The sequence below is a fragment of the Streptomyces sp. NPDC054770 genome, from assembly GCF_053611985.1.
The window spans coordinates 169,324-189,976 of the sequence record NZ_JBSHBL010000003.1; the positions used below are offsets into that span (position 1 = coordinate 169,324).

17 protein-coding genes and 2 pseudogenes are annotated in these 20,653 nt (G+C 69.3%); 10 read left to right on the forward strand and 9 right to left on the reverse strand.

Annotated elements, in window-relative coordinates; genetic code table 11:
* Positions 1-2: 2 nt before the first annotated feature.
* A complete protein-coding gene (locus tag ACWGKQ_RS04830) occupies positions 3-3,224 on the reverse strand; it encodes a bifunctional cytochrome P450/NADPH--P450 reductase (RefSeq protein WP_453290425.1) in 3,222 nt (1,073 codons plus the stop codon).
* Positions 3,225-3,470: 246 nt separating this feature from the next.
* Here ACWGKQ_RS04830 and ACWGKQ_RS04835 point away from each other — a divergent pair, with 246 nt between their 5' ends.
* On the forward strand, positions 3,471-4,079 hold the full coding sequence (locus ACWGKQ_RS04835) for a TetR/AcrR family transcriptional regulator (protein WP_453290426.1): 609 nt from the start codon (positions 3,471-3,473) through the stop codon (positions 4,077-4,079).
* Between the two features lie 624 nt (positions 4,080-4,703).
* Here the strand turns inward: ACWGKQ_RS04835 and ACWGKQ_RS04840 are convergent.
* From ACWGKQ_RS04840 to ACWGKQ_RS04855, 4 genes are all read right to left on the reverse strand, one after another.
* The gene (locus ACWGKQ_RS04840; protein ID WP_453290427.1) at positions 4,704-5,132 is read right to left on the reverse strand and encodes a Clp protease N-terminal domain-containing protein; all 429 of its coding nucleotides are present in this window, start codon (positions 5,130-5,132) and stop codon (positions 4,704-4,706) included.
* Between the two features lie 116 nt (positions 5,133-5,248).
* The gene (locus ACWGKQ_RS04845; protein WP_453290428.1) at positions 5,249-5,419 is read right to left on the reverse strand and encodes a hypothetical protein; all 171 of its coding nucleotides are present in this window, start codon (positions 5,417-5,419) and stop codon (positions 5,249-5,251) included.
* A gap of 395 nt (positions 5,420-5,814) precedes the next feature.
* A complete protein-coding gene (locus ACWGKQ_RS04850) occupies positions 5,815-6,279 on the reverse strand; it encodes a hypothetical protein (RefSeq protein ID WP_453290429.1) in 465 nt (154 codons plus the stop codon).
* A 50-nt stretch (positions 6,280-6,329) separates the two neighbouring features.
* Positions 6,330-6,653: a putative quinol monooxygenase gene (locus ACWGKQ_RS04855; RefSeq protein ID WP_453290430.1), complete on the reverse strand. Its 324-nt coding sequence runs from the start codon at positions 6,651-6,653 to the stop codon at positions 6,330-6,332.
* 137 nt (positions 6,654-6,790) lie between these two features.
* Here ACWGKQ_RS04855 and ACWGKQ_RS04860 point away from each other — a divergent pair, with 137 nt between their 5' ends.
* The 4 genes and pseudogenes from ACWGKQ_RS04860 (at position 6,791) to ACWGKQ_RS04875 (ending at position 9,419) form a co-directional block, all read left to right on the forward strand.
* A complete protein-coding gene (locus ACWGKQ_RS04860) occupies positions 6,791-7,633 on the forward strand; it encodes a helix-turn-helix domain-containing protein (RefSeq protein WP_453290431.1) in 843 nt (280 codons plus the stop codon).
* A gap of 152 nt (positions 7,634-7,785) precedes the next feature.
* Positions 7,786-8,478 (forward strand): SDR family NAD(P)-dependent oxidoreductase, encoded by a 693-nt coding sequence (locus tag ACWGKQ_RS04865; RefSeq protein ID WP_453290432.1) that lies wholly within the window; start codon positions 7,786-7,788, stop codon positions 8,476-8,478.
* A gap of 90 nt (positions 8,479-8,568) precedes the next feature.
* Positions 8,569-9,007 (forward strand): annotated as a pseudogene (locus ACWGKQ_RS04870) (IS5/IS1182 family transposase); the annotation flags it as partial.
* Between the two features lie 100 nt (positions 9,008-9,107).
* A complete protein-coding gene (locus tag ACWGKQ_RS04875; RefSeq protein ID WP_453290525.1) occupies positions 9,108-9,419 on the forward strand; it encodes a hypothetical protein in 312 nt (103 codons plus the stop codon).
* On the opposite strand, the pseudogene ACWGKQ_RS04880 reads toward ACWGKQ_RS04875, so the two are convergent.
* Together ACWGKQ_RS04880 and ACWGKQ_RS04885 are read right to left on the reverse strand one after the other, a co-directional pair.
* A pseudogene (locus ACWGKQ_RS04880) lies at positions 9,385-9,477 on the reverse strand (DUF2382 domain-containing protein); the annotation flags it as partial. The gene ACWGKQ_RS04875 and the pseudogene ACWGKQ_RS04880 sit on opposite strands and share 35 nt — an antisense overlap.
* A 144-nt stretch (positions 9,478-9,621) precedes the next feature.
* Complete coding sequence (locus ACWGKQ_RS04885) at positions 9,622-11,676, reverse strand: SpoIIE family protein phosphatase (protein WP_453290433.1); 2,055 nt, start codon at positions 11,674-11,676, stop codon at positions 9,622-9,624.
* Between the two features lie 669 nt (positions 11,677-12,345).
* Here ACWGKQ_RS04885 and ACWGKQ_RS04890 point away from each other — a divergent pair.
* The gene (locus tag ACWGKQ_RS04890; RefSeq protein WP_453290434.1) at positions 12,346-13,821 is read left to right on the forward strand and encodes an MFS transporter; all 1,476 of its coding nucleotides are present in this window, start codon (positions 12,346-12,348) and stop codon (positions 13,819-13,821) included.
* A gap of 182 nt (positions 13,822-14,003) precedes the next feature.
* Here the strand turns inward: ACWGKQ_RS04890 and ACWGKQ_RS04895 are convergent, their stop codons facing one another.
* Positions 14,004-14,930, reverse strand: a complete 927-nt coding sequence (locus ACWGKQ_RS04895) for a helix-turn-helix transcriptional regulator (protein WP_453290435.1) — start codon at positions 14,928-14,930, stop codon at positions 14,004-14,006.
* Positions 14,931-15,064: 134 nt separating this feature from the next.
* Here ACWGKQ_RS04895 and ACWGKQ_RS04900 point away from each other — a divergent pair, with 134 nt between their 5' ends.
* A complete protein-coding gene (locus tag ACWGKQ_RS04900; RefSeq protein ID WP_453290436.1) occupies positions 15,065-15,760 on the forward strand; it encodes an SDR family NAD(P)-dependent oxidoreductase in 696 nt (231 codons plus the stop codon).
* 263 nt (positions 15,761-16,023) lie between these two features.
* Here ACWGKQ_RS04900 and ACWGKQ_RS04905 read toward each other — a convergent pair whose 3' ends face one another.
* Positions 16,024-16,491, reverse strand: coding sequence for a MarR family winged helix-turn-helix transcriptional regulator (locus tag ACWGKQ_RS04905; protein ID WP_453290437.1), 468 nt, complete (start codon positions 16,489-16,491; stop codon positions 16,024-16,026).
* Between the two features lie 259 nt (positions 16,492-16,750).
* On the opposite strand from ACWGKQ_RS04905, the gene ACWGKQ_RS04910 reads away from it, so the two are divergent.
* The 3 genes from ACWGKQ_RS04910 (at position 16,751) to ACWGKQ_RS04920 (ending at position 20,259) form a co-directional block, all read left to right on the forward strand.
* Positions 16,751-17,353, forward strand: coding sequence for a YceI family protein (locus tag ACWGKQ_RS04910; RefSeq protein ID WP_453290438.1), 603 nt, complete (start codon positions 16,751-16,753; stop codon positions 17,351-17,353).
* A gap of 540 nt (positions 17,354-17,893) precedes the next feature.
* On the forward strand, positions 17,894-19,240 hold the full coding sequence (locus ACWGKQ_RS04915; RefSeq protein WP_453290439.1) for a glycosyltransferase: 1,347 nt from the start codon (positions 17,894-17,896) through the stop codon (positions 19,238-19,240).
* 20 nt (positions 19,241-19,260) lie between these two features.
* Positions 19,261-20,259, forward strand: coding sequence for a methyltransferase (locus ACWGKQ_RS04920; RefSeq protein ID WP_453290440.1), 999 nt, complete (start codon positions 19,261-19,263; stop codon positions 20,257-20,259).
* Positions 20,260-20,653: the final 394 nt, after the last annotated feature.

The window sequence follows — 20,653 nt, forward strand, 5'->3', positions numbered from 1 at the left end:
GGTCAGGCGAAGACGTCCTGCTGGTAGCGCTCGTCGGCTTCGAGCTGGGCGAGCCACTGCTGGGCGGTCTCGTCGTCGCATCCGGTCCGCCGGCGGTAGACGGCGGCCAGTGCCTCGCGGACCGCGGGGGCCATGCGGCGGCCGTCACCGCAGACGTAGATGTACGCGCCGTCCTCGATGGCCTGCCACACCGTGTCGGCGGCGCCCGCGATGGCGTTCTGCACGAACCGGGCCGGGTGGCCGGTCACCGCGGAGAAGGCGGTGTGGACCTGCGCGATCCCGGCCTGCTCCCAGTCCTGCATTTCCTGCCGGTAGAAGTAGTCGTGCTCAGGGTGGCGGCAGCCGACGAAGACCTGCGACAGGCCGACCTGCGTGCCGTTCTCGTGCTGCCAGGCCCGCTCCTCCAGGAAGCCGCGCAGCGGTGCGATGCCGGTGCCGGGACCGATGAGGATCAGCGGAGTGGCGGGGTCGGCGGGCGGGGCGAAGGTCGGGGAGGGCACGCGGACGTAGCCGTACACGACGTCCCCGGGCTCGAGGCCGGCGATGTAGGCGGAGCAGGTGCCGCGGTACTGGCCGTCGCCGGACAGGGCCGGGCCCTCCAGCAGGCCGACGGTCAGGCGCACATGGCGCGGGTTGGCCGACGGGGCGGAGGAGATGGAGTAGAAGCGCGGCCGGATCGGCCCCGTCATCTCCAGGAACACCGCCAGCGGCAGCTCGACCGCGGGGAAGCGCTCCAGCAGGCCGAGCACCGAGACCCGCTTGCCGAGGATCTCCTTCTGGTAGTGCTCCTCGGCCTCCTCCGTGTCGGCCGCGTACGCCTGGAGCTGCGGCCGCGTCCACGGGCACTGGGTGTACTCGGCCAGCGTCTGGATCTGCGAGCGGGTGGCCACGTCCTGGAGCTCCAGGAACTCGGTGAGCAGGATGCCGGCGGTGACCGGCACGCCGACCGGCAGGTGGGTGCGGCCGCCGCCGGGCTGGTCGAGCCGGAGCACCTGGCCGTGCTCGACACCGAGCTGCCTCAGTGCGCGCTCCACCAGGGCGGGTTCGTTCTTGGCGAAGACGGCCAGGTGGTTGCCGGTGTCGTAGGTGACACCCTCGGGCAGCTCGACGGTGATGGACTTCGCGGACGGGCGCGGCGGCTCGATCTGGAAGTCCCACAGGCCGGTCGCGTCGGCCACGAGCTCCTCGTTCGCCACCACCGTGAGCGGATATGCCTGCTCGGAGACGATGGCGGGGCGCACGTCGGACTCGGTGAGCAGCTGGATCTGGTAACGCGGACCGCTCGCCGCGGAGGTGTCGGCCGCGTACTCCTCGGCCAGGGTGGCCCACAGGGTGTCCATCCAGCGACTCGCCATGCCGTCGAAGTCACCGGCGGCGTCCGCGATGCCGCGCTCGACGACCGGGGTGGCGCCGGCGGCCAGCAGACCTTCCTCGATCCGCTTGGGGAATGCCTGGAAGGTGGCCACCCACTGGGTGTTGCCGGCGCCCAGCAGCGCGAACCGCACGTTGGACAGCGAACCCTGGGGCAGGCCGGCGGCGAGCAGGTCGTCGAAGCGCTGGGCGTTGTCGGGCGCCTTCCCGTTGTAGCTGGCGGCGGCGACGACGAGCAGACCCTCGGTGGGCAGGTTGTCGCCGAGATCGTCCAGGTTCATCAGCGTGGTGTCGAAGCCGGAGCGCTCACCGCGGTCGGCGAGGGTGCGCGCCAGGTCCTCGCAGGAGCCGAGGCTGGATCCGTAGGCGACGGTCAGGTTCACCCCGACGCCGCTGACCGCTGTCTGCGCCTGCGTGTCGCCGGTCTGGAGGTCGGCGGCGCCGAAGGCGGTCCGCTGGTGCTCCTGACGCTTGCGGACGACCAGCCGGAAGTCGCCGGGCTTGCGGGTCAGGGCCTCGCGGACGTCCATCTGGTAGTCGGTGGTGTCGGAGAACCTGAACCTCTGCAGCACCAGCGCCAGCGCCAGGCGGGCCTCGGTGAGCGCGAACTGCCGGCCGATGCAGGCACGCACACCGTTGCCGAACGGCTTGTAGGCGTGCGGGTGCTGCGCGGCGCGGTTCTCCGGCAGCCACCGGTCGATGTCGAACTCCTCCGGGCGGTCCCACGCCTTGGGGTGGGAGTGCAGGGCGCCCATGAGGATGTTGGCCCTGGTCCCCTTCCTCAGCTCGTACCGATCACCGATGACGGTGCTGTCGATGGGCGCCTTGGCGATCATCGGGATGGGAGCCCACAGGCGCAGGGTCTCCTCCAGGATCCGCGGGATGACGTCGAGCTGCATGATCGTGTCGTAGTCCGGGACCGTGTCTCCGGGCAGCAGGCGGTCCACCTCGGCGTACGCCTGCGCCAGGACGTGCGGGTTGCGCATCAGCGAGTACGTGGCGAACGACAGCAGGCCGCTGGTGGTCTCGTGACCGGCGATGAGGAAGGTCACCACCTGGTCGCGGACGTTGTCGTCCGCCAGCAGCTCGCCGGTCTCCGGGTCGGTGGCCTCCAGCATGAGGCCGAGCAGATCCTCCTCGCCGCTGCCCTTCCCCTCGCGACGCTCCTTGATCACGCTCTCGACCAGGTCGCGCATCAGCTGGATGTTCTCGCGGTACTTCCTGTCGTCCGCCTTCCGGAGCCTGGTCATCATCGGCAGCTCCTGGGAGCGCCGCAGCGACTCGATCAGCGCCTCGAGGAGCGCGTTGAGGAAGGGGTGCAGCTCCTCCTCGGCGAAGGAGCCGAACCGGTAGCCGAAACCCGACAGGGCGATGGTGTCCAGGGTGAGCCGGGTGTAGTCGTCGGTGATGTTCACCGGCTGCCCCTCCCGGCTCTCCCACTTGCCGACCAGGTTCTGGGCGATCTCCAGCATCTGCCCGTAGTAGTTCTTCATGGCCCGCTGGCTGAAGGCCGGCAGGAGGATCCGGTGGGCCATGGCCCATTCCTCTTCGTGCTGGTGGGCCGTGAACAGTCCCGCCCCCGTGAAGTCCCGCACATGGTTCAGCGGCGTCTTCTCGATCTGTTTGAAGAACCGCGTCTCGTCGCAGACCTCGGCCACCAGGTCCGGGTCATAGACGAAGACCTGCTCGATGCCGGCGATGTCCATGCCGTAGATGCCCTCGGGGAACTGCTTGGACAGCTCGTTGAAGTACTCGACGGGGTTGGTGCCGGGGATCTGCGGCGTGTGGCCGAGCAGGGGGATCCCGCGCGGGGACCGGATGGGGCGAAGGTCGTTCGCGGAGTTCGTGGTCATCGCTTGCTCCTGTGTGTGGAGGGGGATGGGCAAGGGCGCGGTGCGCTGGTCAATGCTGTGGCGCCGCACGGAAACATACGCCGTATGGAATTAGTACCGTACGGCGTATGGAAAGTCGACGCAACCCCCGGCGATGCGGATAAATGCTGTGATCAGGGCCATTTCCGTACGGTGTACGAAACTGATACCGTACGAGGTATGGAAAAGAAGGTGAGGCGTCCCCCGCGGGGAACGAGGAAGAGAGACGTGCCTCTGACCGAGGCAGGGATCTATGCCGCCGCCCTGCGGCTGATCGACGAGGACGGGGTCGAGGCGCTCACCATGCGCAAACTCGCCACCGAGCTCGATGCGAACCCGATGTCGCTGTACCACCACGTGCCGAACAAGGAAGCCGTGCTGCGCGGCGTGACGAGAATGGTCGGCGCCCAGTTCCGCACCGTGACGCTTCAGGACGCTCCCTGGCAGGAGCGCATCCGCCTGCTCGCCACGGACTTCCGGACACTGGCGCACCGCCATCCCAATCTGATGGCCTACTCGTTCAGCCACCAGCCGGACTTCATCCAGCCCGACGACCCGTTCTGGACCGCGCTCACCGCGGTCGTGGCCGCCGCAGGAGTGCCGGAGCCGGAGGTCCCGGAGGTCGCCGCTCTGGTGGTCTCCGTCGTCATCGGTGTCCTCACCGCCGAACTCAACGGCTCGCTTCATCAGTGGGCGAGCCTCAAGCCCCCCGGTCTCGCTGCCGACGAAGACGAGTCCACGGACGCGGGCCCGTCAGGGCCTGTCCAGGACCGCAGGTTCCGCCTGGTGGTGGACACTCTCATCGCGGGCCTGGAAAGCCGGCTTGCCCGAACGTGACAGTCGGGGCCCCGGCCGTTGAGTCCCTGCTTCTGAGGTGCCGCGGCCTGGGGCGCCCTTGGCCGGGCGAGTTCCCCCTGCGACGCAGTGGGAGTCACCGGTCACACCTGGTGGCGAACAGCGCGGGTGGGTCTTACAGGTCGGCACCGCCGCTGCAGGGCTGCCGTCCGGCTATCCGGGCGGTCCTCGTCGGGATGGGCCGAGCAGGCACTGGCCGGCGAACACCTCGAGGACCATCCGTTGCAGCCGTCCCCGGACGTCGGCCCGGAGTCAGACGCAGGACCGGCGGTGCACCGTCGACTTCGACGCGCCGAAGCACGGCGACGGACCCCGCAGGCACAGCTGTTGACCAGAACGTAGACGACGGCCTCGAACACGCCTCGTCATCGACGTCGGCCACCCCGCCGCCCTGTGGCCGTACTTGCGCCGGCGGAAGCGAAGGTCTGGCGATCTCCCATAGCCCATTGGGCGCGATCGCATCCTCACCGCGCACGCGCCATGCGCCGTCCAGCGACCAACTGACCATGCAAAAAACGGTGTTGAGGCGGATGGGGGATAGGAGTATGTGAGGGGCCGCCCACCCCGAGGTCGGCGGCCCCCGAGCAAAAGGGCAGTGCGTTGTGGTCAGTCGTGCAGTGATGAGTGGGTGTCCGTGAGCGGGGCGTCGAGGGCGGGTGGACCGAACCCGGCCTCGGTCAGGACGTTGGCGGCCACTCCGCGGCCGAGCTGGGCAAGACCGATCAGCAGGCCGTCGCAGTCGATGCGGCCGGAGGCGTTGTGCTCGGACCGCATCTCGGCGATGGCGATGGCCTTGCGGGAGTAGGGCGTCCAGCCGATGCGCTCGGCTGCCTGGGAGTCACCCATGCTCAGCCGTTTGCCGACGGACCGGTGAACCGCTTCGGGTGAGACACCGACGGCTCGCAGGAACCGGGTAACGCTGTCGTCCTCGGCGGTCAGGCCCCAGAGCAGCTGCTCGGTGTCGATGCAGTTGTTGCGGTCCCGTACCGCCGCCTGTTTGACGTGCGCCATCGCCTGGCGGAGGTCGTCGGCCATCGTCTCGGGGCAACGGCCGGCCGAACCCGGACATCTCCATCGCCGGCGGAACCCGTCAGGCCATCACTCAGAAGGTCGCGACCCAGGACCCATTCGACCGGCTCTGATGGGGACTGTCAGGTGTTGGCGCTGAAGTATGCAGCGGCTGCATCGACAAAGCGGTCATGGGCGGGTCGTGCTATGTCCTGTGCTGCGGTGAGCTCCTCGATGCCTGTGACGGCATTGACCATGTTGTAGGTGGCGACGACCATCGCCTGGGCGGTGGAGTGGACAGCCGGGTCGGGCACGAGGAGCCGCAGCGTGACCAGGGGGCGGGTGATGGCGGAGCGGGTGATATGAGTTCTTCCAGCTCTTCGTTGCTGGCGTCGCGAAGCCGGGCCTCTCCGCGCATCCACAGGGTCCGACGGTGGTCGGAGCAGGCGGAGGCAAGTGTGGTCACGGCATCGAGCCGGTCGCGACGCAACTGCTCGGTGGCGGCCGCGCGCTCGGCGCGGCCGGCCGCCAGGTGTTGGAACGTGCCGGTGACGATCGATCCGAGGAGCGTCCCCAAGACGGCCAGGACTGTGGCGAGCATGATCTGCTTTCCTGGTCGGGCACGGATCCCCGGCTGATGTGGAGACGGGCGTAACTATCATTGATCATTGCGAGTTGTGTGGGCTGACGGAGATGATCTCGACCCGGGTCAGGTCAGATCGCGGCGGCCGGCAGCGAGAAACTCGGCTTTGAACGGTTCCAGGCGCTCGGCCAGGCTCTCTTCGTCACGTTCCTGCCAGACCGCTTGATTGAGGGCGCGGGCGTAGGCGGTCGTCGGCGCGTGCATGCCAGGGGTACATAGCAATTCGACGCCCTTCTCGGTTATCCGGAGACCGTCCATCGCCGGCCTGGCCGTCGCGTACCACTCATCGCCGATGTCCCATCGCGGCGGCCGCGCATGCGCCACGCCTTCGGCCTCCAGCGCGCACCGGATGAACTCCAGCAAGGTCCTGATCTGTTCGGCACGTCGCTCCTCCGTCAGTGCCGCAGCTCGCCGCTGTTCTCCAGCCCGGTCGGCCGTTCGCTGCGTGGCGCGTTGCGTCAGATAGGTCAGCGCACCGCCCACAGCCACGCCGGCCATCGACATCACGGGGGTCCACACGTCTGCTGCCATGGCCGACTACTACCAGAGCCCGCCTGCTGCCCGCCGTGCTCCGGGTCGGCCTACCGTGCCGGGCGGAACGGCTGCAGGAAGCGGATCCCGTCCTCGATGCTGCCGTCCATCAGTTCCAGCAGTCGGGGCACCAGGTCCTGCATGCGGGGTGCCCGCAGGTGGCCTTCGAGGGCCTCGCGGCTCTCCCAGCGCTCGAAGATGACGAACGCGCCCGGTTGTCCCTCGACCTGGTGAGCCTCGTAGTCGATGTTGCCCGCGTCGTAGCGTGATGCGGTGACGGCGGCTGTCATGAACGCCTTCATCGCGGCTTCCTTCCCGGATTTGGCCCGGGCTTCCCACAGCACGGTGACGTAGTGGTTCGACGTGGTGGTCATGCTTGCTCCTCCTGACTCCGAACAGCATCGTTGTGCGCCGTTCACGACTCGACACTGAGCCCCGGGGAGCGTCGGCGGGAGCTACGGGGCTTCGTGGTACAGCGCGTACCACCCAGCGGGGCGGGGCGTGCGGGAGGATGGTGTGCGTGGATCAACTCGGTGCCGCGCTGCGGGCGTGGCGGGACCGGCTGGACCCCGCGACGGTGGGCTTCGCACACGGCTCACCCCGTCGGGTTCCCGGTCTGCGGCGCGCGGAGCTGGCGACGCTGGCCGGCATCTCGGTCGAGTACGTGGTCCGGCTGGAGCAGGGACGGGTGGCGACGCCCTCGGCGCAGGTCTGCTCGGCCCTGGCTCGCGCCCTGCACCTGTCCGACGACGAGCATGCGCACCTTTTGCGCATGGCCGGTCACGCGGCGGATCCGACCCGGGTCCCGCGCATGATCCCAGGGAGCCTGTACCGGATCGTGGACCAGCTCGCCGGCAACCCGTTGGCGATCTACGACGCCACCTGGCAGTTGCTGCACTGGAATCCGCTGTTCGCGGCCACGTTCGGCGATCCCACGGTCCGCGGTGCGGGAGACCGCAACGTCCTGGTCTGGCAGTTCCTGGGTGAGCTGCCCCGGGTCCGGCAGACGGCGGCCGAGCGGGCGGCGTTCGAGGAGTCCCTCGTCGCCGACCTGCGCGCGACGACGAGCCGGTATCCCGACGATCCCGACCTCGCGGCGTTGGTGTCGAGGCTGAACCTCAGCCCACGGTTCTGCGAGTTGTGGAGCCGCCGAGCGGTGGGCGGCCACCAGAGTGCGCACAAAGTCGTCCGGCACCCGGATGTCGGAGACATCGCCCTGATCTCCGACATCCTCAACACCCAGGACACGAACCTCCGCCTCGTGGTGTACACGCCGCAGCCGGGCACCGACGCCCGCAGCAAACTCGAACTCCTTGCGGCCATCGGGGTCCAGAGGATGTCTCCGCAGAAATGAAGGCCCGCGTTCCGCCTCGTCCGGTGGACCAGGCTGCTGGGTGGTACGCGCCGTACCAGGAAGTTTCGTAGCTCCCGCCCACCCTCCCGGGGACCCAGCATGAAGTGCGTGAACAGCGCACGAATGTGCTGTCCGGACCAGGAGGAGCCAGCATGACCACCACATTCATCACCGGGGCCAACAAGTCCCTCGGTCTTGAAACCGCTCGTCGCCTCGTGGAGGCGGGGCACACCGTCCTCCTCGGTGCCCGCCACCGTGAGCGCGGTCGGGCTGCGGCAAAGGCGCTCGGCGCCCGGTTCGTTCAGATCGACGTGACCGACGACGCCTCGGTCCAGGCCGCGGCCGCGGATGTCGCCTCGCACGAGGGAACGATCGACGTCCTGGTCAACAACGCCGGCGTCCTCGGCAAGGTCGGCCCCGTCGAGGAGTACACCGCGGCCGACGTGAGCGCCGTGCTCGACGTGAACGTCGTCGGGATCGTGCGCGTCACGCACGCCTTCCTCCCGCTGCTGCGCAAGTCGCCGAACCCCGTCATCGTCAACGTGTCCAGCGGGATGGGCTCCTTCAGCATGACCCAGGACCCGGCGCGGATCGAGTCGCGGTATGCCCTTCCCCTCTACTGCGCCTCGAAGGCCGCGGTCACGATGCTCACGACGCAGTACGCCAAGGAGCTGAAGGACGTGAAGGTCAACGCCGCAGACCCCGGGCAGACCGCGACCGACTTCACCGGCGGCCTCGGACACAGCGTCGCCGAGGGCGCAGAGTCCATCGTGACCCTCGCGACGATCGGCCCGGACGGGCCGACGGGACAGTTCGTCGACCGATCCGGGAACCTCCCGTGGTGAACCTGCCCTGAGCTCAGGGCAGGTCGACCCGCCGCCCTGCGCGTACCTCATGCTCGTCATCTCCACGCCCAGTGATCACGAAGGACGGCCGTGCCCGCGCTGCCGGCTTGCCTGCTCGAACCTCTATGAGGACCAGTTCGCCGCGATCCTCCCCGTCCGGGAGGAGTTCGCCGTAGGCCACCCGCTGGGTTGTCACCGCCGTCGGATCCCCGACCGAACCGTCGTCGAGCACGTCGTGCTCGCGCTGGTCCATGGTTCCGGCTACGAGCGGATCTCCACGCCCGGATGCTCGGACCGCACCATCCGCCGACGCCTCAAAGAGTGGTCCCGGCAGGGGATTTCCAGAGCGCTGCACGCTCTCGCCCTGGACGCCGCGCAGGAGCAGGTCGGCATGGAGCCGGACACCGTGAACGTCAGCCTCGACCGGGGCTACGACAGCATCAATTCCCGTGCGTTGACAGCCGAGTTGGGGCTCACTGACGGGATCGCCCGCAACGGTGTGCCCGCCCCGATCCAGGCCGGCAGGCGCTCGCTCGCCACAGGCGCCTCCGTGTCGGTGCTCGCCGCGTGTGCGGCCATCGTGCAGCTCCGTGTGGGTCGCATGCTGGGCTGAAGGCGTGGTGCTGCCGATGCGGTTCGGCAGTGTCTCGCCGGACGACGACACGGTGTCGGCTGTGCTCGCCGAGCGCGCTGAGCACTTCCTGGAAGAGGCTGCGCTGCGCCTGGTGATGGCGGTCGACGACGAGATCCGGTCCCTGGCGGAGGCGAACAGGGAGGCCTTTCGGCGGGTCGCACGAGTAGAAGGTCTGCCTGGGGGAGATGGCCGCTGCTGCCGTTCAGACGCGCGAGGCGACTGGACGCCGAGCTGCTTCAGCAGGTGTTGGAGCCGATGGCCGAGGAGGTCAGGCGGACGGGGACGGTCTGCTGCACCTCTTCGGTGACGACGTACTTGCGCTGCCGGGCCCGGCCGAACTCCTGGCGTTCGGTGCCGATGTGCATCACCGGTGGCATCCGTGCTGGTGCTGGTGCTGGTGCTGGTGCTGGTGCTGGTGCTGGTGCCGGCGGTTCCGGGCTGTTTGGCCTGCTGCCAGGCGGCGTCCGGGGGGGCGTCCTTGACCTCGTCCTTGGCGTAGCGCAGGACCTCTAGGGCCGTGCTCGGGCTCGGGCGATGAGTATGGCGACGTCGTCGTGGTCGTCCGGATCGCGCAGTGATTCCAGGAGCCGGTCGCAGGTTTCTTCCGAGGTTCGGTCGGGGATGTGGAGCAGTTGGAGGAGGAGGTCGAGGCGCTCGTCGATGGCGTGGTGACGGGTCTCGACCAAGCCGTCGGTGTAGAGGACGAGTTGGTCGCCGGGGGCTAGGCCGATGGTGGTCACTTCGAAGGCGACCCCGCCGACCCCGAGGGGTGCGCCGGTGGGCAGATCGAGCAGTTCGGGGGGCTCGCCTGTGCGCATCAGCACGGGGGGCAGGTGTCCTGCGACAGCGATGTGGCACAGGGCGCGGTGCGGGTCGTAGATGGCGTAGGCGCAGGTGGCGTACTGCTCCAGGTCAGCGGTGATCTTGTCGAGGTGGTGCAGCACTTCGGTGGGCGGGAGGTCGAGGTCGGCCAGGGTGGAGGTAGCGGTGCGCAGGCGTCCCATAGTGGTGGCGGCGCTTATGCCGCTGCCCATCACATCGCCGACGACCAGCGCGGTCCTGCCTTCCGTGAGGGGGAGGACATCGAACCAGTCGCCACCGACTTCGATGGTCGTCCCGGCGGGCCGATATCGGGAGGCAATCTCCAGGCCCGCCTGCTGCGGTGGGATGTCCGGCAGCAGGCTGCGCTGGAGGGTGACCGCGGTGTTGCGTGCGCCTTGGTACAGACGGGCATTGTCGATGCAGACCGCGGCTCGGTCGGCCAGTTCACCGGCCAGGAGGAGGTCGTCGTTGTCGAAGGGCAGCGGGCTGCGGGCGCGGATGAGGCCCAGGGTGCCGAGCACCTCGCCACGGGCGATCAGGGGCGTCAAGAGGTAGCTGTGGATGCCGGCGCGGGCCAGGATGGCGGCGGCCTCGGCGTCACGGGCGATACGGGCCAGGTCCCGCTCGCCGACGTGGGGTATCAGAATGGGGCGGCCGGTCCGCACGCACTGAGTGGCCAGGCGCTCCGCGCCGTAGCTGGCGAGCTGGCCGGGAGGGTCGGCGGCGCGGACGGCCTCGGTGGGGTACGCGGCTTTCACGGCGAGGGCGCGGAACAGTGCTCTGCCTGCCCCGGGTGCCGTCGGGCGGCGGTCGTTCAGGATGGAATCCAGGATGTCCACCGCCGCCACGTCGGCGACCTCGGGGACGGCGACGTCGGCCAGCTCGCGGGCGGTCTGTTCCACGTCCAAGGTGGTGCCGATGCGGGCGGAGCCATCGGCGATCAAGGCGAGACGCTGCCGGGCGCGGTGCCGATCGGTGACATCCACCAACACGATGGCTACCCCGAGTACCCGGCCGCCGGGACCGTCGAGCCGGTAGTAGGAGACTGACCAGGCGTGATCGCTGTCGGGGTCGGCGGGAGTGCGCCCCACGCTGTGCTGGTCGATCATGGGCTTTCCGGACGTGAGGACTTGCCGCAGCGCGGCCTCGATCGCATCGACCTCCAGGAACGGCAGGGCCTCGCGGACTCGTCGCCCGAGGTGGTCTTCGGCAGGGACGCCGTTGATCTGCGCCAGCGCCGGGTTGACGGCCACGTACCGCAGGTCGGTGTCCAAGACGGCCAGTCCGATCGGGGACTGCGAGACCAGCCGCGTGGACAGGGCCACGTCCCGTTCCACCTGGCGCAGGGCCGCCTCGTCGGTGGCGATGCCCAGGGCATAGAAGTCACCGCGGTCGTCCAGCAGCCGCATGTTGCGGAACTCCACCAGCCGGCTACTGCCGTCCTTGTGCCGGACAGGGAAGGCGCCGGCCCATCCCTGTCCCGTCCTCATGACGTCGCTGAACAGCCTGATCATCAGGTCCAGGTGCTGTTCGTGGACCAGCAGCCGCGCAGCGTACTGGCCCAGGGCCTCCGGCGGGGTGTAGCCGAACAGCTCCTCGGCCTGCGGGCTCCACAGCACGATCCGCCCCTCGGCATCCAGCAGCACAGCCGCGACACCGAGCAGATCCAGCAGCTCGCGCGGCTGTCTCGGCCCGGAATCCGGCGGGTCGCCCTCGGCACCGAAGGGATCGGCTTTCCTCATCCAAGCGCTCCCTCCGCCTGCCGGCGCGACACGCCGCCCTGCGCCGGCTTCAGGCTGTGGCCTGTGTCCCCTGCACCTCGCAGTGCTTCCATGGTCCCCCGGATCTGCGCGGCCGCACGGTCGCCCGATACAGCTCGCCGCGCCCCAGGCTCCAGCTGTTGGGCACCGCCGAAAGCTCCGACCTCCCGGGTGCAGGGGCGGGCGTCGGCCTGACCAGGGCCGCCCCCGATCCGGGTCTCGTTCTCAGAGGCCACACGCAACGGAACGATCCGGCGGGGCGGAGGCCGCAGCAGCGCAGCACCCAACCCTCAGTCGGCCAACCACCGTCACCGCACCGGCTCTCCCCGTACGCCACCAGGGCGAGGGGACGGCGCAGGCGAGGGTGCGCGCGGGAGAGTAAACCAGCGATTCCGTCGGTTGCGGCCGGCTATTCGTGACGGCTACGGCCGATGCCTGATCGGCCGTATCGCATCAAGCCGGCGGTGCACGGCAGCGCGGTCACGTGCGGGCCGGTGCGTTGTGGCCGGCCGGCGGGGAGGCGGCAGTGCGCCACGTGGCTGCGGCCTGTCGGCTCTGTCGATCCGCTGCTTCCGCTCCGTGCCGGTCACTGTCACTCCTAGGATGAAGCGTTGCTGGCTGCCCGCGCGGCGGGTGCCGACCATGGGGGCCATGACCTCGTCCCCCCGTCCTGCGGCCGTCGTCCGCACCGTGGGCGATTCCGCCCAGCCGTCCGCCGGCCTGACCAGGGCCGGCCTCGCCGTGCTGATCACCGCGGTCTTCCTGCCCCAGGTCGATTTCTTCATCGTCAACGTCGCGCTTCCCACGATCCAGTCGTCGCTGGAGGCGAGTGCCGGCGCGCTCGAACTCGTCGTCGCCGGCTATGGGACGGCCTATGCCGCGACACTGGTCCTCGGCGGGCGGCTGGGCGACATGATCGGCCGTCGGCGGATGCTGCTGACAGGTATGTCCGGCTTCGTGCTCACCTCGCTGGTCTGCGGGATGGCTCCCGGGATCGGCGTCCTGGTCGCGGCGCGGATCCTGCAGGGGGCCGCGGCGGGCCTGGTCGTCCCCCAGGTGATCGCGACGCTCCAGGCGACGCTGAGCGGGGAACGGCGGCACCGGGCCCTGGGGCTGTACAGCTCGGCCGCGGGCGCGGCGATCGTGGTCGGCCAGCTCGTCGGTGGCCTGCTGGTGACCGCCGACGTCGCGGGCACCGGATGGCGGCCGATCTTCCTGGTCAACGTGCCGATCGGTGCGGTGGCCCTGATCGCTGCCGGGCGCCTCGTCCCGGCAACCCGCTCACCGCACCCGCTCGGGCTCGACCTGTCGGGGACGCTCCTGTTCGCCGGGACCCTGGTGGCTCTGCTGGTGCCGCTCGCGGAGGGACCGACGATCGGCTGGCCCCCGTGGAGCTGGGGCGTGCTGACGCTGGTGCCGGTGCTCGCGGTGGCGACGGTCGTCATCGAACGCCGCGCCGAGGCGGCCGGGCGGGTGCCGCTGCTGCCCCCGTCTCTGCTGCGGCTGCGGTCGATGAGGCGCGGCTTCGCGATGCACCTCCCCTTCATGCTCGCCTACGGCGCCTTCATGTTCGTGTTCGCCCTCACCGTCCAGACGGGCCTGCACAGCGGGGTGCTCGGCGGGGGTCTGGCGGTCCTCCCGCTCGCGGTCGCCTACTTCGCCGGGTCCCTCGCCGCGCCGCGCGCCATCGCCCGGTTCGACGCGCGTCGCGTCGTCGCCGTCGCCGCGGTGGCCGTCGCCCTCGGCCTCCTGGTGCTCGTCATGGTGACCGTGACCACGTGGCCGCACACCGACTACTGGGCGTTCGCACCTGGACTCGTGCTGGCGGGGGCTGGCCAGGCGCTCGTCTTCGCCTGCCTCTTCCGGCTGATCCTGCTCGACGTCCCCGAGCACCTGGTGGGGGTGGGGGGCGGTGTGGTCACCACGGTGCAGCAGTCCGGCCTGGCGCTCGGGGTGGCGACGCTGGGCACGTTGTTCGTCGGGCTTGAGAAGACCGGCGTCGGCACCGCCTTCGTGGTGTCGCTCGTGGTCCAGGCCGCGATCATGCTCGCCATCGCGGCCGGCTCGCTCACCCTGCCCCACCTGCATACGCGACCGGGGGAGACCGGGGTTGCGGTCGAGGTGTGACCGCCCGCGGACCGCAGGAGTGGCGTGGCCCAGAACGGGTTGATCCGCTGCCGCGGCTGATCGTCGGGCGCGCGCCGCCGACCAGGGGCGAACGGCGAGAGGGTGGCCGATGCCGCTCTGGCCGGTCTGCTGCGCAGCGGGGGACTGGCCCGACGACCGGGCCGGCTGAGCGAGGGGCTGGCTCAGCCGGCGTCGGCGACCAGCCTGGTCAGCCGCTCGACGGTGTCGGGGTCCGCGGGGAGCAGCACCTGCAGCCGGGTCGTCGAGCCGGGCGCGACCCAGGTGTTGGAGACAGTGAAGGTCATCCGACCGGTCGCCGGGTTGTCGATCTGGCGCAGCGTACCGGCGTCGACACCCCGGACGGAGTGCCGGTCCCACAGTTCGGCGAACTCCGACGACTCGGCGCGCAGCCGTGAAACCAGTGCCTTCCATCGGCCGTCGTCGACGTGCTCGGCCATGGCGACGCGCAGGTTCGCGACCTGGCGAGCCGCGGCCTGCTCCCAGTCGACGACGCGCTCGCGCCAGCGAGGCTCGGTGAAGGTGAGCCAGACGCAGTTGCGCTGTGCGATCGGCACCTCGTCGAGGTCGGTGATCAGCAGGCGCATCGCGCTGTTGTAGGCGAGCAGGTCGAACTTGCCGTTCTGGACGCAGGCGGGGTAAGGGTCGAGCTTGTCCAGCACGGCGTGCAACTCAGCGCTCACGGCGTTGCACTCCGTGACCACGGCGTCGTCCGCGGCACCGGCGAGCCGGTAGAGGTGGTGGCGCTCGTCGTGGTCCAGGCGCAGCGTGCGGGCGAGCGCGTTGAGTACCTGCGGCGAGGGGCGCACGTCGCGGGCCTGCTCCAGGGCCGTGTACCAGGTGACGCTCATCCCGGCGTGCTGAGCGACCTCCTCCCTGCGCAGACCGGGAGTGCGCCGCCGAGTGACCGCCACGACACCGAGCTCGCTCGGCGACATGCGCTCGCGGCGACTGCGCAGAAAGACGGCGAGCTCCCGGCGCCGGACAGACGCGCCGGCCAAGTCGCCACGGCTCTCAAGACCGCTCGCATCGCCGGAACCGGGCGACGGGTCGACCGGCTCCTCGGGCCGCGGCACGGTGTACACAACCATCAGGAACCTCCGGGGCCGGCCAGCCCCCACTCAGTCCGGAAACTAGCATCAGCAGTGACTTGATACCACTCTTGGGACCCGAAACGATACGGCCATCGGTCTTGTGCACCCTGCCCTGAAGGAGCCCTCCCACTGTGTCCGCCGTTACGTCCTCCTCGCCGCATCCCGCCGACGCACGCCACCTGCTCGTGATCGGTGCCGGTCCCGGCATCGGCGCCGCCACCGCCCGCCGCTTCGCCCGCGACGGCTACCGGTTGACCCTGGCCGCCCGGCACCGGGACAAGCTGGAGGAGCTCGCCGCCGACCTGCGCTCAACCGGGGCCGAGGTGGCCGTCGTGCGCGTCGACGCGGCCGACCCCGGGCAGCTGCGCGAGGCGTTGAGCTCGCTCTACGCGGCCCCGAACCCGCCCGGCGTCGTGCTGTACAACGTTGCCCAGCTGACGCCCGACGACCTCCTGTCGGCAGCGCCCGAGGACCTGCTGGGCGCCTACACCGTCAACGTCGTCGGCGGGGTGGTGGCCGCCCAGGTCGCGGTGCCGGCCATGCGAGCCGCCGGCGGCGGCACGTTGCTGTTCACCGGTGGCGGTCTGGCCGACCAGCCGCACCCGAGCCTCGCCACGTTGTCCCTGGGCAAGCTGGGGCTGCGCGGGGTCGCGAACCTGCTGGGCACCCAGCTGGCCGACGACGGCATTCGGGTCCTCACCCTCACGGTCAACGGGGCGGTCGAGCCTGGCACCCCGTTCGACCCCGAGCACATCGCCGAGCGGTACCGGCAGGCGGTCGACGTCGCCAAGCCGGGTTTCGTCGACGAGCCCTTCAACGGGGCCTGAGCCGGCGCGTCCGGACCAGAGGAGCAGCACACGTTGGACAGCCTCCTGCCCCTAGGCCGGTTTCCACCGCCCTACCAGGGACTCGGCACCGACGATGGACTCGCCTACCGCGTCCCCGCACGGAGCCCGAGGCGCTGCGGGGAAGCCGGCCTGGCGGATCGGCCGCTGCGCCGCGACCATGCTGCAGCCACCCCATGGGCTGCTCGGCGCCGCCGTGACGGTGTCTTCATGGACTCCGGGGTCACGGCAGCCCGCCTCTGCCGCTAGCCGAGCGCCTTGGCAATGGCATGCATTGCTTCCGCGAGATCGGGCAGGGTGGAGCGCGGGACGTGATCGAGAACGCGCTCCCGCACACTACGCAGGTGCACAGGGTAGGCCCGCTGCAATTTCTCCAGCCCCTTCGCCGTGAGGATGACCTCGACACCCCGCGCGTCACCTGCGGAACGTCTCTTGACCACCAGGCCATCAGCAGCGAGGGCGTCGACCAGACGCGTCGTCCTGCTGCCTGACAGGTAGACGCGGTTGGCGAGTTCAGTGACCCGCAATACCTGATCGGGCGCTTCAGACAGGTGCGTCAGGGCGCTGTAGGTACTGAGTGAGATGTTCGCGCCGCGTTGCAAGTCCTCATCGAGGTACCGCGGCGCCAGCACGAAGAAGCGGGCGAGATCTCGCCATGCCGGCTCCTCCGTAGCGTCCAATGGCTGAAGGTTCGTGGGTGGGCCGTCCGTCATGCCTCCAGCATACTTGCAGGCGCAGGCAGCTATTGAGTCGCCGGCGCCTCCATCTGTCTCAGGCCGCCGCCACCCCGTTTCAGATCAAACCGCTCGCGAGCGCTGTCAACTCCCACTCGCAGGCATCATCTGACCGCGCTGAACAGCCAGTTCGCGGACAGGGCCGACCAACTGGTACTCCCTTGCTTACCGCCATCCAGTGATGGTTATAGCACACACCGTTACTTGCCTGCGCAGGCATTGATTGCTAGGTTGGTCATTGCCGCAGACGGAACTGAGAGCCGTCCACCTGCTCGCGGCAGTCCTGACACACCACGCAACGAAGGGCCCCGATGACATGTCGACCTCCGCAACCGCCCTCCAGGCGCCGCCGACAGGGCGCTACATCATCGACGGCTCGACATCAACCGTCACATTCACCACCAAGCACATGTTCGGCCTGGGCAAGGTTCGTGGCCGCTTCGCCGTGACGCGCGGTGTGATCACCGTTCCCGAGCAGGTCGATGACTCCACCGTGGACGCCGAGGTCTCCGCTTCGAGCTTCTCGACCCGGAACTTCATCAGGGACGCCCAGGTGAGGTCGTCCCTGTTCCTCCATGCCCGCCGCCACCCCGCCATCTCCTTCCGGACCAGCGGCATTCAGCGCCGGACGGACAGCTGCACGGTGTCGGGAACCCTCACGGTGAGGGGCAAGTCGGCGCTCGTCGATCTCACCGTGACGGACATCGACATCGCAGGCGCATCAGCAGTCTTCACCGCCCACGGGACGATCGACCGCTATGCGCTCGGGATCACCAAGATGCGCGGTATGGCGGCCCGCCATCTGTCCGTCGAAATCAGTGCCCGTGCCAACAGGGCCTGAACAGCCCGGGCCGAGCGGTCACCGTCCACGATCCCGGCCTTGAACTCCGGCGTGAACGAGCGGCGAGCCCGCGGCTTCTTCTACCCTGTGCTCTCCGAGGCGGACATCCTTCCGGGACTCGACCTCTGGTCTCGGATGTCTGCCAAAGCGGATCAAGCCCACTCCGTACCACGTCCTCGCGCGCGTGATCCCCGATCCCCATAGGCGCGTCGGCCACGCCGACATCGCGCGAGAGCTCATCGACGAATCCGTCGGCTCTTGAAGGACAAGGCTCCATGCCACCAGTAGATCCGGCACGGTGAGACCGCACCTGCACCCCGTCTCCGGCGCCAACGGGCAACTGTCACGTGTGCGCTCTCGAAGACCCGTCAAGTGCCGCGAACCATTCGACGCCCTGAAGCTCCTGCATCGCTTGAGCAGACACATATCTGCCGCGGTACCGGCGGAACGGTGGATTCACGAGATGCATTCCGCCGGAACTGCCACATATGCCCATCGGTTTGTCCAAGACCACGTTCCTGCCCATCCGGAAAAGAGACCATGGCAAAGATCATTGTCACGGCGGGCCCTGTGCCGGGCCATGTCGTCCCCCTCGCGGCGATTGCGGCCGACCTGACGAAGCGCGGACACGAGGTTGTCTTCTACACGGGCGCCCAGTTCGAAGAGCAGATCAGCGTGACCGGGGCGCAGTTCGTCCCGCACCCCGCGGAGGTCGACGTTACTGTCGGCGCCCTGGACGCCGCGCTCACCGAGCGCGAGAAACTCGCCCCGCTCGACCGTATCGCCTTCGATATCAAGCACCTCGCGGCCGACCAGGCGCCAGTCCACGACAAGCGCCTCCAGGAGCTGCTCGCCGAGTTCCCCGCGACCGTGGTGATCAGCGAGCCGATGTCCTTCTGGGCGCTGCCGACGGCCCTGCGTGCTTCCCGTGGCCGGCGGCCGCTCCTGGTGAACATCGGCATCGCGCCGCCCGCCTTCAGCAGCGTGGACACAGCGCCCTTCGGGCCGGGGCTGCTCCCGCCCACCACGGACGAAGAACGTGCCCGTTACGACGACATGCGCGTCCAGATGGGGGCGTTCTTCGCCGATCCGCAGCAGTACGTGGAAAGCGTCTTCACCACGATGGGCGTCACACTGTCCGTTCCCCTCTTCGATGCCATGGCCACGGTCCCCGACCACCTGCTTCAGCTGACCGTTCCCGCCTTCGAGTACCCGCGCAGCGACGCCCCGGAGGGCTTCCGCTTCATCGGCCCCCTCCCGGCCGCCACTGACAGTGAATTCGAACTCCCTGACTGGTGGGCGGAGTTGTCCGCCGGCAGGCCGGTTGTCGTCGTCACGCAGGGCACCGTGGAGAACGGCGATCTGTCCCAGCTCCTCGTGCCCACGCTCCGTGCGCTGGCAGACGCGGACGTGACCGTCGTGGCCGCGACGGCACGCCCCGACGGTCCCGACATGGTACGTGCGGCGCTGGACGATCAGGTTCCCGCCAACGTCCACCTCGCCGGGTTCGTGCCCTTCGAGCAGCTGCTGCCGCTCGCCGACGTCCTTGTCACCAACGCCGGTTACGGCGGTGTCCAGACCGCGCTGCGGCACGGCGTCCCGCTCGTCGTCGGCGGCGAGACGGAGGACAAGCCCGAGGTCGCCGCCCGGGTCGAGTGGTCCGGCGTCGGCGTCAACCTCCATACGGCCCGCCCCGAGACGGCCGCCGTCCGGGCCGCCGTCGACGACGTACTGAACGACCCGCGATTCCGCAAGCGCGCGAGCGAGATCCAGAGTCAGTGCGCCGAGTACCGGCCCTTCGATGCCATCGCCGAAATCGTCGAGCAGGCCACGGCAGTGGTCGAGCATCCACGACTCGGCCTGCGGCGGGAAGGGGACGGGCTGTGACGGTTACACCCTTCGCTTTGATGCAGCTCAGTTCGGGGCTGTTCGCGAGCAAGACACTCGCCGTCGCCGTTCAGTTGGACGTGTTCAGCATCGCGACGGGCGACGGGATCACCGTCGAAGAGTTCGCCGCCGCACGAGGGTTGAGGACACGTCCGGCGGGGATGCTGCTCACCGGATGTGCAGGTCTGGGGCTGCTGGAGAAGGTTGGTGACCGGTTCCTGGCGGGGCCGCTGGCGCGTGAGTACCTGGTCCCGGGAACCCGTTACTACTTCGGCGATTTCGTCACCATGTTGGATGAACGGGTCTACGCGGGCTGGATGCGTCTCGCCGACGCGGTGCACACCGACGCACCTACCGTATGGGACTCGACGCAGCGGGATTCGCTGTTCGACGACGCCGATCCCGTGACGGTGCGGACATTCTGGCGGGGCATGCACTCGATGTCGACGTACACGGCCCGGGCTGTCGCCGAGGCGTACGACTTCGGATCGGTGCGGCGGTTGCTGGATGTCGGTGGTGGCGGTGCCGCGTTCACGATCGAGCTGTGCCGGGCCTACCCGACCCTGGAAGCGACGGTCTATGACCTGCCGTTCGTGTGCGAGCAGACGGCGGAGCGGATCGCCGAGGCGGGCCTCAGCGACCGGATCACCTGCGTGGCCGGCGACTTCTTCGCCGAAGAGAAGCTGCCCGACGGGCACGACGTAGCCCTCCTGTCGTCGGTGTTGCACGACTGGAGCGCCGAGGAGAACCAGGTCATCGTGGACAAGGTCGCGGCGGCGCTCCCGGACGGGGGCCGGATTCTGGTCGCTGAACTGCTGATGGACGATGACGAGTCCGGACCCGCGCCCGCCGCGTTGTTCAACCTGCTGATGCTCGTGGAGACTCGACGTGGCAGGAACTACACCGGCGCCGAGTACGAGCGGTGGCTGCGGATGGCCGGATGCGCCGCGGTGGAACGTGTTCCGGTCGCCGGGGTGAGTGCGAACGCCCTCGTCGTGGGGACGGTTGCCCAGCCGTGACCGTCCAGCAACGGCCCGAATGGTCGTGATCACCGGTGTGGGCCCCTGCCGCACACGTGGTCGGCATCGGACTGCTGTGAGCCGGGTTCGACTGCGTCGTCATCGAGCGGCGCAGCCGTGCCGGGAAACGGAACCGGAGGAACTGCAGCGGGAAACACAAGGCCCACGGCCTGCTGCTCCTCGCGATCACCGATGAGCGCGGCAACTTGATCTGGATCTCGGCGGCTCACCTCGGCCGATCGGTCACCGCCGCTTTCCTGCGAGTTGATCCGCCAGACAGCCCCTAGCCGCACGACTGGAGCCGACGAGTCGCCGAGCGGCGGCAGCGCCGGCCGGACGGAGAGATGCGGGACAGCCCGTCGTGGCTCGGACATCTGGTCCGCGGCGGCGTGCT

Excerpts from the sequence above, each read along its gene's own strand:
- ACWGKQ_RS04830 (WP_453290425.1), bottom strand. The coding sequence starts at position 3,224 with ATGACCACGAACTCCGCGAACGACCTTCGCCCCATCCGGTCCCCGCGC.
- ACWGKQ_RS04840 (WP_453290427.1), bottom strand. The coding sequence starts at position 5,132 with ATGGCCGACGACCTCCGCCAGGCGATGGCGCACGTCAAACAGGCGGCG.
- ACWGKQ_RS04850 (WP_453290429.1), bottom strand. The coding sequence starts at position 6,279 with ATGGCAGCAGACGTGTGGACCCCCGTGATGTCGATGGCCGGCGTGGCT.
- ACWGKQ_RS04855 (WP_453290430.1), bottom strand. The coding sequence starts at position 6,653 with ATGACCACCACGTCGAACCACTACGTCACCGTGCTGTGGGAAGCCCGG.
- ACWGKQ_RS04860 (WP_453290431.1), top strand. The coding sequence starts at position 6,791 with ATGGTGTGCGTGGATCAACTCGGTGCCGCGCTGCGGGCGTGGCGGGAC.
- ACWGKQ_RS04865 (WP_453290432.1), top strand. The coding sequence starts at position 7,786 with ATGACCACCACATTCATCACCGGGGCCAACAAGTCCCTCGGTCTTGAA.
- ACWGKQ_RS04875 (WP_453290525.1), top strand. The coding sequence starts at position 9,108 with ATGCGGTTCGGCAGTGTCTCGCCGGACGACGACACGGTGTCGGCTGTG.
- ACWGKQ_RS04885 (WP_453290433.1), bottom strand. The coding sequence starts at position 11,676 with ATGAGGAAAGCCGATCCCTTCGGTGCCGAGGGCGACCCGCCGGATTCC.
- ACWGKQ_RS04890 (WP_453290434.1), top strand. The coding sequence starts at position 12,346 with ATGACCTCGTCCCCCCGTCCTGCGGCCGTCGTCCGCACCGTGGGCGAT.
- ACWGKQ_RS04895 (WP_453290435.1), bottom strand. The coding sequence starts at position 14,930 with ATGGTTGTGTACACCGTGCCGCGGCCCGAGGAGCCGGTCGACCCGTCG.
- ACWGKQ_RS04905 (WP_453290437.1), bottom strand. The coding sequence starts at position 16,491 with ATGACGGACGGCCCACCCACGAACCTTCAGCCATTGGACGCTACGGAG.
- ACWGKQ_RS04915 (WP_453290439.1), top strand. The coding sequence starts at position 17,894 with ATGGCAAAGATCATTGTCACGGCGGGCCCTGTGCCGGGCCATGTCGTC.
- ACWGKQ_RS04920 (WP_453290440.1), top strand. The coding sequence starts at position 19,261 with ATGCAGCTCAGTTCGGGGCTGTTCGCGAGCAAGACACTCGCCGTCGCC.